10 protein-coding genes are annotated in these 10799 nt (G+C 69.6%); 2 read left to right on the top strand and 8 right to left on the bottom strand.

Translation table 11 applies throughout. The features are described 5' to 3' along the window. Nucleotides 1–2380 (bottom strand): helicase C-terminal domain-containing protein (locus IMZ29_RS06145; protein ID WP_216181691.1); only part of this gene is annotated, 2380 nt, incomplete at its 3' end. Nucleotides 2381–2548: 168 nt separating this feature from the next. Between IMZ29_RS06145 and IMZ29_RS06150 the strand changes: the two genes are divergently transcribed. Both IMZ29_RS06150 and IMZ29_RS06155 read left to right on the top strand, forming a co-directional pair. Beyond that, a complete protein-coding gene (locus tag IMZ29_RS06150) occupies nt 2549–2899 on the top strand; it encodes a hypothetical protein (protein ID WP_216181692.1) in 351 nt (116 codons plus the stop codon). Then, nucleotides 2896–3528, top strand: coding sequence for an ATPase (locus IMZ29_RS06155; protein WP_216181694.1), 633 nt, complete (start codon nt 2896–2898; stop codon nt 3526–3528). The genes IMZ29_RS06150 and IMZ29_RS06155 overlap by 4 nt, the downstream gene beginning before the upstream one ends. A gap of 88 nt (nt 3529–3616) precedes the next feature. Here IMZ29_RS06155 and IMZ29_RS06160 read toward each other — a convergent pair whose 3' ends face one another. From IMZ29_RS06160 to IMZ29_RS06190, 7 genes are all read right to left on the bottom strand, one after another. After that, nucleotides 3617–4447 carry a siderophore-interacting protein gene (locus IMZ29_RS06160; RefSeq protein WP_216181696.1) on the bottom strand — a complete coding sequence of 277 codons (831 nt, stop codon included), beginning with the start codon at nt 4445–4447 and terminating at the stop codon, nt 3617–3619. Beyond that, on the bottom strand, nt 4440–5051 hold the full coding sequence (locus tag IMZ29_RS06165; RefSeq protein ID WP_216181698.1) for a PadR family transcriptional regulator: 612 nt from the start codon (nt 5049–5051) through the stop codon (nt 4440–4442). Before IMZ29_RS06165 ends, IMZ29_RS06160 begins: the two co-directional genes overlap by 8 nt. A gap of 190 nt (nt 5052–5241) precedes the next feature. Next, complete coding sequence (locus IMZ29_RS06170) at nt 5242–5604, bottom strand: hypothetical protein (protein WP_216181700.1); 363 nt, start codon at nt 5602–5604, stop codon at nt 5242–5244. Then, nucleotides 5601–6812 carry an MFS transporter gene (locus tag IMZ29_RS06175; RefSeq protein WP_216181702.1) on the bottom strand — a complete coding sequence of 404 codons (1212 nt, stop codon included), beginning with the start codon at nt 6810–6812 and terminating at the stop codon, nt 5601–5603. The genes IMZ29_RS06170 and IMZ29_RS06175 overlap by 4 nt, the downstream gene beginning before the upstream one ends. Nucleotides 6813–6999: 187 nt before the next feature. Next, a complete protein-coding gene (locus tag IMZ29_RS06180; RefSeq protein ID WP_216181704.1) occupies nt 7000–8436 on the bottom strand; it encodes an FAD-binding oxidoreductase in 1437 nt (478 codons plus the stop codon). A 42-nt stretch (nt 8437–8478) separates the two neighbouring features. Continuing rightward, nucleotides 8479–9279 carry a 4-hydroxy-2-oxoheptanedioate aldolase gene (hpaI, locus tag IMZ29_RS06185; protein WP_216181706.1) on the bottom strand — a complete coding sequence of 267 codons (801 nt, stop codon included), beginning with the start codon at nt 9277–9279 and terminating at the stop codon, nt 8479–8481. Between the two features lie 23 nt (nt 9280–9302). After that, nucleotides 9303–10799 carry an NAD-dependent succinate-semialdehyde dehydrogenase gene (locus tag IMZ29_RS06190; RefSeq protein ID WP_216181709.1) on the bottom strand — a complete coding sequence of 499 codons (1497 nt, stop codon included), beginning with the start codon at nt 10797–10799 and terminating at the stop codon, nt 9303–9305.

Below are 10799 nucleotides of genomic sequence, written 5' to 3' on the forward strand. Positions count from 1 at the left end.
CGTCAGCCGGCGTCTGCCGATGCGCCCGCGCCACGTGCCTCGGCGCGGCCCCGCCCCGCGAGCCGGTGAGCACGGTCGACGAAGACGATTGGACGACGTTCTGATCCCACCACGACGGCAGGAGCGCGCCCACCGACGGGCGCGCAAAGCGATCGTCGATGAGGTGCAGCACGCCCCGGTCCGTGGGCGTGCGAATCACCCGCCCGGCGGCCTGCACCACTTTGCGCAGCCCGGGGTACAGGTAGGCATAGTCGTAGCCGCGTGATGTGCCGAACGCGCTCTGCAGGCGGGCCTTGAGCGCCTCATTGGCCGCGTTCACCTGCGGCAGGCCCAACGTGGCCACGAAGGCGCCGATCAGGCGCTCGCCCGGCAGGTCCACGCCTTCCGCGAAGGCGCCTCCCAGGACCGCGAACCCAATCCCCTGTCCCCCCGCCACGAAACGCGCGAGAAACGCGTCCCGTGCGGCTTCGTCCATCCCGGGTGTCTGTGACCATACGGGGACGTCCGGATGCTGCGCGACGACGTGCGTGAGGACGGATTCCAGATAGGCGAAGCTGCCGAAGAACGCCAGATAGTTGCCTGGGCGTGCCGCGAACTGGGCTGCGAGGATATCCGTGATCGGCGCGAGCGAGCGGTCACGATCGGCATATCGGGTGGAGACATGCCGGGCGATACGCACCTCGAGTTGCTCGGCGGAGAAGGGCGTGGGCACGCTCAGGCGCTGCGTGTTCGCGGGCAGCCCCAGCATGTCGGCGTAGAAATCGGCCGGGCTGAAGGTGCCTGAGAAAAGGACGGCGGCGCTGACGCCGGCCCAGCGCGAGGCAAGGTGCGGCGCCGGCACCACACAGCGGATGGCCGCACCCGTGCGCGGTCTGCTGGCGGGTGCCGGTGGCTGCGTGACCTCGAAGAGCGAGTGATCGCCAAAGCGCTCGGCCAGCCGCAGAAAGTGCAGCAGGTCGAAGTAGAGTTGCTGCACGGCCGTGGCGCTCGCGCCGCTCGGGCCGGCCAGGAATTCTGCCAACGGTGCCACCGACTGCGTGAGGGCCGCCACGAAGTCGGCGTCGAGCTTGTCGGCGGCGGTGTACGGGGCGGCATGCCGCGTGGCCAGACCACGCCAGGCGGCGCCCAGACGGCGCCACACCGACGCCAGCGCGGGCGCCTCCAGACGGGCTTGCGCCACCGCTTCGCGCCCCAGGGCGCTCGTATACATGCTGCGGCCGCGCTCCACGAGATTATGGGCTTCATCCACGAGCACACCCAAGGCGTCCCCCTGGGCTTGCGCCAGAGAGAAGACCGCCGCCCGGGTGTCGAAGACGTAGTTGTAGTCGCCGACGATCACGTCGGCCCAGCGCATCATTTCCTGGCCGAGGTAGTAGGGGCAGACGGCATGATGGGCGGCGACGGCCTTCAGGGCCGCGCGATCGAGCCAGCCTGCCTGCGCTGCCGCAGCGCGTGCGTCGGGCAGGCGGTCGTAGAAGCCGCGCGCCAGCGGACAGGTCGCCCCTGTGCAGGCGGAGCCCGGGTGCTCACACGCCTTGTCGCGCGCGACGAGTTCCAGGACGCGCAGCGGGCGCGCGCCCGCAGTGTCCAGCGTGCGCAGGGCCTGCAGCGCGAGGCCACGGCCAGGCGTGCGCGCCGCGAGAAAAACGACCTTGTCGAGCGGGCGCACGGGCATGGCCCGCAGCATGGGAAAGAGGGTGCCCAGCGTCTTGCCGATCCCCGTGGGCGCCTCGATGGCGGTGACGCCCCCGTCGCGCGCGCAGCGATAGACGGCGGCGGCCAGCGCGCGCTGGCCTGGCCGGAATGCCGCGTGAGGAAAGCCGAGGGCGGCTAGCGCGGTATCCCGGGCGCTGCGGTGGACCTTCTCGGCGTCGGCCCACGCGGTGAAACGCGCGCATTGCGTCACGAAGAAGGCTTGCAGCGCGTCGGCCGAGAGCGTCTCGTCGAACCACGTCTCGCGGGCGGCATCCAGGTCGTAATAGACCAGGCGGATGGTCAGCGCAGCAAGCCCCCGGGATTCGCACAGCAGCCAGCCGTAGATGCGTGCCTGCGCCCAGTGCACGGCGCGCTGGGAGGGAGGCTGGCGCGCGAGATCGCCCCGATGGGTCTTGATCTCCTCCAGTACCTGCGCCTCGACGTCGAAGCCATCGGCGCGACCGCGCACCTCCAGCCCCTCATAGGTGCCGCGCAGGCTGACCTCACGCAGATAGTCTGACGAACGGCGTGCGGTGACCGCGGCATGGCCGGCCGTGCCCTCCTGGGCGGACGGCGTGATGGCAAAGCGCACGTCGATATCGCCCGTGCGAGCCGTGAATTCGCAGAGCGTTCGCACGGCCACCACGTAGCGCGCCGGCACCGGGGGAGCGAGCTCGTCAGTCATGAAGGATGGGCTGGATGGAAAGCCAGTATATCAAAGGCTGTTGTGTCATCGACAGCAGCGATTTGGGGCAAAAGTGCATGTTTTGCCCAAAATACCTAAAATAGGGATATCGTCCTCTTGCCAGCGCGGCATCCGTCGCGTCGCAGGATGGCTCTCCAGGAGGTTGCCATGACACTCGCTGCATCTTCGGTTCGACACACGACGCTCGAGCGGCTTCCCAGCATCTCGGCCAGCCGTCTTGTGGCGGGCATGCAAAAGGCCAGCCGCGACGTACTCACGCATGGTGCCATCGTCGTCACCAAGCACGACGAACCGGCCATGGTGCTGATGTCCGTGGAGCGTTATCTGGCGCTCGAGCATGCGGCCGAGCCGGATTTGGACGCCCTGACGCAGCAGTTCGACGCCCTGTATGCGCGCTTGCAGACGCCGCAGGCTGCCGACCGACTCGCTGCCGCCTTCGCCATGGATCCTGACGAACTCGGCGAGGTCGCGCAGCGCGCCGCCGTCACCGGCCGGTGAGCGCACGCATCTTCGTCCTGGCCGGCGTGAATGGTGCCGGCAAAAGCAGTATCGGCGGGGCAGCAATCTTGGCGCGCGGGGCGGATTACTTCAATCCCGATCTGGCTGCGCGCGCATTGCGCGAAGCCGATCCCACGCTCGGGTCGGGCCAGGCGAACGCGGCCGCGTGGGAGCTCGGCCGCGCGGGCCTCGAGCGGGCGCTTCGCGAAGGCGGCAACTTTGCGTTCGAAACGACCCTGGGTGCGCGCACGCTGCCCGACATGCTGCTCGCGGGCGCGCTGGATGGCGCCCAGGTGCATGTCTGGTTTGCCGGGCTCGCGTCGCCCGAGCTGCACCTTCAGCGGGTGCGCGAACGGGTTAAGGCGGGCGGCCATGACATTCCGGAAGCCAAGATTCGCGAGCGCTTCGACAGCAGCCGCGCCAACCTGATCCGCCTGCTGCCGCATTTGGCCAGCCTGCGCGTCTACGACAACAGTGCGGATGCGGACCCGAAGACTGGCGCCCGCCCGCAGCCGACGTTGCTGCTTGTCATGGAACACGGGCGCATCGTGCGTCACGCGCCGCTCGGCGAGGTGCCGACCTGGGCCAAGCCCATCGTTGCGCGAGCGTTTGCGATGCCGCCGGGCTGACCGGGCCGACAACCAGCAGGTCGGGACATCATCCACGGCACCATCGGCGCCCGCGGCCTCGTTCAGGGGGAGCCGCAGGCCCGACGTCTCAGTCCTGCAAGGTCTCGTGCACGTTGGCCGCGCCGCGCTTCCAGTACGCGGCCGCGCGGATGCGCGACTTATTGATGCCGTGGCGTTCGACCATGACCGCACGCACGGCTTTGGCGATGCCGGCTTCGGCAGCGACCCACACATAGCCCTCCCCATCCGGCAGCACCAGGGCCTGCGCGGCCGCAACGAAGCGTGCGGGCTCGCCGGCCGGTGCGCCGTCGCGATGCAGCCATTGCAACTGGACGCGTGCGGCACTGGGCAGGGGAACCTCACCGTCCGGCGATGGCACTTCGGCGATGACCAGCGCCGTGGCGGACGCCGGGAGCTCCGCCAGACGCCGGGCCATCGCAGGAAGTGCCGTCTCGTCGCCGATCAGCACATGCCAGTCGAAGGCCGTCGGGACGACGAAGGAGCCGCGCGGGCCGCCCACGCCCAGCCAGTCGCCAGGGGCAGCCCGGGCGGCCCATTCCGCCGCCGGCCCGTCGCCATGCAAGGCGAACTCGATGTCCAGCTCGCCGGCCACCGGGTCGAAACGGCGTGGGGTGTAGTCGCGCGCTGGCGGTCGGGCCACCCCTTCCGGAAACACGATGCCTTGCTCAGTTGCCGTGGGCAGGGTCGGCTGCGTCTGGCCGGGCAGCGGAAAGAAGAGCTTCACGTGGTCGTCGAAGGACGCGCTCACGAAGTCCTGCAAGTCGTCGCCGCGCAGCGTGATGCAGCGCAGAAAGGGCGAGACCGCGGTCACGCGTTGTACCTGCAGCAGGCGGAACTTGAGCGGATGCCGCACGCGCTGGGTGTCGAGCGGGCCGGCGGTGTCTTGGGTATCAGTCATGAGAAGCAGACTCCGAAGGAGATAAGGGACAGGCCGTCTCGATGTCGGCCGCGGCACGCGCGAGGATGGCCGCGAGCTGGCGTTGCTGCGCCGGGGCCGCGGCGCTGCGCAGCAGCAGTGCTTCCTTGAGCGCGCGCCGGGCGGCGACGAATTCCGGCAGCCAGCCACTGGCAGGATCCTCGCCGTCCGGCCCGAGCGCCTGCGGCTCCTTGGACCACGTGCGACGCAGCCACGCCGTCTTGCGGGCGGCATGGTCGAGGAGGGCCCAGAGGCGAGCGAGCCGTGCCTGCTCGGCCTGCAAATGGTCCAGGCCCGCAGGGGTGGCGGCGTAGGCCTTGCGCGTACCGTGTGCCGACACGTCCGCCCAACCGCGTTCTTGCAGCAAGGCCAAGGCGGGATACAGCACGCCGGGACTGGGTACGTAGTAACCCTGGCTGCGTGCCTCCAGCGCCTGACGCAGGGCGTAGCCATGGGCAGGCTCGTCGGCCAGGAGCGAGAGCAGCAGCAGGGCGACGTCGTCCCCGGAAAACTTGCGGCCGCGCACCAGGGACGGTTCGGGGCCTGCCTGGGCCCAACCTGGCGGCGAATCTGAATGTTGAATCATACGATATATCTTACGATATATCGATACACCAAACAACACGGCATTCCGACGTCGACCGGATCGACGATTGCATAGCCCATCGCAGCGGTGACCGTTGAACGCCAATGCCGTCCAGACGCACGATGCGAACAGACGACGTGTGCATCACGTCGCGCAGGTTGGCCCACTGCGCAGGCGGGCCAGCGCGATCTCAGGGCATCGTGACGTAGCGTAGCCAGGCGGGCGCGAGCCAGCCGATGATCCCGCCGGCCAGGAGCCCGAACGCAATGCCTTCGCCACCGAGGCCCAGCATCACCGTGGCGAGGCCGCCTGTGATGGCGCCGCAGAGCGTCTGCACGAGCGCGGGGCGGCGAAAGGCGGCGGGCTGGATCGAAGGCGCCGCCAGCAGGCCGAAGAAGAGGCCGAACGCGCCCATCATGATGATGGTCAGCGGCTCGCCCGCACTGAGGATCCCGCCCACGACGGCCAGCGTGACGGCGCCGACGGCCGCGCACAGGGCACCGACACGCCAGCCCGGCGACCGGCGAGGCTGGCGTGCGAGGTGGCGCTTCATCGGCCTGAGGCCTCGGCCACGGCCACCGGCCGCGTCGTGCGCAATTCCTGGGCGAGCGTCATCGCCACCACCAGCAGCATGAAGCCCATGGAGGCCCAGAAGATGCCGGCGTGCCGGCCGGTGTCGATGAGCCAGGCGAAGGCGATGGGGCCTACGGCGCCACCGATGTTGAAGCCCGTGGAGACGAAGCCGAAGACGCGGCCTTCGGCGCCGGCTGGCGAGGCTGCCCGCACCAGCATGTCGCGCGAAGGTGCGATGAGGCCGGTGAGAAAGCCGGTGATGCCCAGCACGATCACCAGCGCAGTGCCGGACAGCGCGGCCATGGCCACGATCGCCACCAGGGCCGCGGCAACGAGGTAGGCGCCCGCCGAGACGAGACCATGGCGTTGGGTGCGATCCGCGAGCACGCCGCCAGCGAGCACGCCGAACGCGCTCGCAAAGAGGAAGGCGGTCAGCGCGGTGTTGGCCGTCGCCAAGGGAACGGCGAATCCGCCGTTCAACGCGGTCACGGAGAAGTTCTGGATCGCCCCGGTGCTCAGGCTCAGCAGCACGAAGAGCAGCGTGAGCGACAGAATCGCGGGCGAGAGCAGCACGGCAATGGGCGCGCCGCTTGCCTTGGCGGCCCCGGCGGCGGGCTTGCGCGCCTGGCCCACCGGCATCTCGCCACGCGCGAGGTAGGCCGCACTCGCAAAGCCAATGACGGCAGCCAGGAAGAAACCGGCACTGACGTTCACGAGTGTGGCCGTACCCAGAATCAGGACGGGCGCGAGCGCCGAGCCGAGATAACCCGCAAAGGTGTGGATCGAGAATGCCCGACCCATGCGCTCCTTGGGCATGCCTTGCGAGAGCAACGCGTAATCGCCCGGGTGATAGACGCCATTGGCGATGCCCGCCAGCGCCATCGCCAGCAGCAGCACCCAGTAGTGGCCGAACGCGCCGACCAGCGCGAAGGCAGCGCTGCCCAGGAGCAGGCCGAAGAGCAGCACCTTGCGTGCGCCGAATCGGTCGACCGCAAAGCCCATGGGCGTCTGCACCAGCGCAGACACTACGTTGAACACGCTCAAGGCCACGCCCAGCTCGATGAAGCTCACATCCAGGTAGGCCGGCAGCACGGGCAGGAGCGCCGGCAGCGTCAGCATGTGCAGGTGGCTGGTGAGATGGGTGATCGACACCTGCGCGAGCAGGCGACTGCGGGTGGAGGCGGTCATGGCGGGCAGCAAGGCGGCGTGACGAGATCCGCATGTGCGGTCAGGTGGCGCCAGAATGGGGCAAGGCCTGATCTTACTCCTGCAGGCGCGCACCGTCATGGTGCGCGCCTGCAGGGCACCCCCAGGGCGGAACAAGACGTCCACGCGACACCGAGACTCCGCGCCGGGGGCAACGCGGCAACGGCTGCTAGGCGGGCGGCAGGAGCTTGCCGGGGTTGAGCAGCCCCTGCGGATCGAGCGCCGCCTTGATGGCACGCATCATGTCGAGTTCGACCGCGCTCTTGTAGAGGAGGAGGTCGTCACGCTTGGCCACCCCGATGCCATGCTCGGCCGACACCGATCCGTGCTCGGCGTGGGCCAAGCCATCCACGGCATGCGAGATCGCGGCGTAGCTGCGGGCGAGGAATTCCTTGCCCGGGACGTCGGCCGGCCGCAGCGGGTTGAAGTGCACGTTGCCGTCGCCCATGTGGCCGTAGATCACCATGCGCGCGTGAGGCTCGATGGCGAGCGTCTGGCGCGTGGCCTCGGCGATGAAATCCGCGATCCGCGACAGCGGTACGGAGACATCGCACTTGATGCTGCCCCCGGTGCGCGTCTGCGCATCCGAGATCTCTTCGCGGATGCGCCAGAAGCGCTCCGCATCGGACAGGCTCGCGGCAATCGCCGCATCCTGCACGAGCCCGTCTTCCATCCCGGCTTCGAGCACGTCCACCAGCGTCTGCTGCAGGCTGTCGTCGCCACCGGAAAGTTCGATCAACACCATCCAGCCCGGGGTGCCGGCGAGCGGCGAGGCCACGTCACCCAGGTAGTCCAGCACGAGGCGCAGTGCCGTGCCTGAGATGAGTTCGAAGGCCGTCACGGCCTGGCCCGAGCGCGCCTTGGCGAGGCCCAGCAGCGCGACGGCGGCGGCGGGATCCGCGACCGCCACGAATGCCACGGCCGTGGCCCGCGGTTGCGGCATGAGCTTGAGCACCGCGGCCGTGATGATGCCCAGCGTGCCCTCCGAGCCCACGAAGAGCTGCTTCAGGTCGTAGCCGGTGTTGTCCTTGCGCAGGCCACGCAGCGACGAGAAGACGCGGCCATCCGGCAGCACCGCCTCCAGGCCGAGAACGAGGTCGCGCATGTTGCCGTAGCGCAGCACGGCGGTGCCGCCGGCATTCGTGGCGAGGTTGCCGCCGATCTGGCAGGAGCCCTCCGAGCCGATGCGCAACGGAAAGAGGCGGCCAGCCTGCTCGGCGGCCATGCGGGCGCCATGCAGCGTCACGCCCGCCTGCACCGTGAGCGTGTCGTTGGTCGTGTCCACCGCGAGCACACGGTTCAGCCGGCGCAGGTTGACGAGCACGGCCGTGCCCGTGTCGTCCGGCACGGCGCCACCCATGAGCGAGGTGTTGCCGCCTTGCGGCACCACCGGCACGCCGTGTTCGTGACACCACGCCATGACGCGACTCACTTGGTCCGTATCGGCCGGCAGCACCACCACGTGCGCGCTGCCGCGATACAGGCCCCGATAGTCCGTGACGAACCCAGCCACGTCGTCGGGTTCGGTGCGGCAGGCATCCGCGCCAACGATCGCCTGCAGTGCGGTGAGGGTGTCGGCGGGCGAGGGGAGCAAAGGAGAGGTCATGCGTGCGGTGTCGTCCAAGATCGGGCAAGCCCGGGGAAGGCGTCAATACGCCGAGCGATCGGCGGGCAAAGCGGCCGGCCCGCGCCCGAAGCGGGCTGCCAGGCTGCGCGCTGCCTGCGCGTACAGCAGCACGTCCACGCCAGTGGCCACGAAGGTGGCGCCTTGCGCCAGGTAACGCTCGGCCAGCGCGGGGTCGGACGTGAGCGTGCCGGCCGCCTTGCCATGCCCGATGATAACGGCCATGGCCGCGTCGATGGCGGACTGCACCTCGGGGTGGCCGGGCTTGCCGCGATGGCCGAGCGAGGCCGCGAGATCGGCCGGGCCGATGAAGACGCCATCCACCCCCTCGACTGCGCAGATGGCGTCCAGGTTCTGCAGCGCGGTCGCGCTCTCCACCTGCACGAGCAGGCAGATCTCGTCATCGGCCACGTCCAGGTAGTCGGCACGCGCGGAAAAGCGCGAGGCGCGGCCAACCGCACTGCCGACTCCGCGCACACCGGCGGGCGGATAGCGGGTGGCCGCGACCAGGGCGCGCGCCTCGTCGGCCGTATCCACCATGGGCACGAGCAGGCTCTTCACGCCGATGTCCAGCAGCTGCTTCATCAAGGCCGTGTCGCCCTTGACCGGGCGCACCACCGGATGTACGGGATACGGGGCCACCGCCTGCAGCGCCTGGAGCATGCTCTGCAGATCGTTGGGCGCGTGCTCCCCGTCGATGAGCATCCAGTCGAAGCCCGCGGTGGCGGACACTTCGGCCAGATACGGATCGGCCATGGACAGCCACAGGCCGATGCGGGGGTGTCGCGCGGCGAGCGCGGTCTTGAAAGTGTTGTCGGCAGGCATGCGGGAATCCTCGTCGTGATGGCTCAGCCGAGCTGGCCTTCGCACAGGTATTGCGTTTGCAGGTAGTCGTCCAGGCCGTAGCGGGAACCCTCGCGACCGTAGCCGGATTCCTTGACCCCGCCAAACGGCGCGACTTCCGAGGCGATGGCGCCTTCGTTGATGCCCACCATGCCGGTGTCGAGTTGCGGCGCCACCCGGGCAATGCGGCGGGCATCCCGGCTGTAGAAGTAGGCCGCCAGGCCGTACGGCGTGTCGTTGGCGGCGCGGATCACCTCGGCCTCGTCGTGAAACCGGAACACCGGTACGACCGGCCCGAAGGTTTCCTCGCAGGCGAGGCGCATGGCGGGGGTGGCCCCCGTGAGCACCGCCGGCGCCACGTAGTGCGGGCCATCGGCCTCGCGCACCCGCATGCCGCCGGTTATCAGCCGGGCGCCCTGGGCCACGGCATCGGCCAGGTGCTGGCCGATCTTCTCGACGGCACGGGCATTGATCATGGGGCCGATGCGCACGTCCGGCTCCCAGGCCGGACCCACCGTGAGGCCCGTCACCGCTTCGCGTAGCCGTTCGACGAAAGCATCGTGGACCGAGTCGTGCACGTAGACGCGGTTGGGACACACACAGGTCTGACCACCGTTGCGGAACTTGGCTGCCATCAGGCCGGCGACCGCGGCCTCCAGATCGGCGTCCTCGAACACAATGAACGGGGCGTTGCCGCCCAGCTCCAGCGACACCTTCTTCAACGTGTCGGCAGAGGCGCGCGCGAGATGCTTGCCCACGGCGGTCGAGCCGGTGAAGGTGAGCTTGCGCACCCGGCCGTCGGCGAGCCAGGCATCCACGACAGCCGGAGCGCGCTCGCGCGAAGCCGCGACGATGTTGAGCACGCCGGGGGGAAGGCCCGCCTGCGCGGCGAGCTCAGCCAGCGCGAGGGCGGTGAGCGGTGTGTCCTCGGCCGGCTTGGCCACCACCGTGCAACCGGCTGCGAGCGCTGGGGCGATCTTGCGCGCGATCATGGCGAGGGGGAAGTTCCACGGCGTGATCGCGGCGACGACCCCCACCGGGTGCTTTTGTACCCACATGCGTTGGCCCGTCCCGGCGGCCGCCAGGATGTCGCCCTGGATGCGCAAGGCTTCTTCCGCGAACCAGGCCACATAGGACGCGCCGTACGCGACTTCGCCGGCCGCTTCGGCGAGCGGCTTGCCCTGTTCGGCCGAGATCAGCGCGGCAAGCGCCTCCGTGTGCTCGACGATGGCGGCGTGCCAGCGGCGCAGCAGACGGGCGCGCTCACGGGCCGGTGTGGCACGCCAGCCCGGCAGGGCGGTGCTCGCGGCGTCCGCGGCTTGCGTGGCTTCCAGGGCGCTGCCATCGGCCACGTCGGCGATCGTGGCACCGGTGGCCGGATCCGTCACGGCAAAGCGGGCCGCATCGGCGGAGGGCTGCCAGCGCCCGCCGATGCAGTGGGTATCCAGGCGAAGCGCGGCAGGGACGCGGGAAAGACAATCTTGGGAACGCAGTTCAGTCAT

The sequence above is a fragment of the Verticiella alkaliphila genome, from assembly GCF_018904615.1.
GTDB lineage: Bacteria > Pseudomonadota > Gammaproteobacteria > Burkholderiales > Burkholderiaceae_B > Verticiella > Verticiella alkaliphila.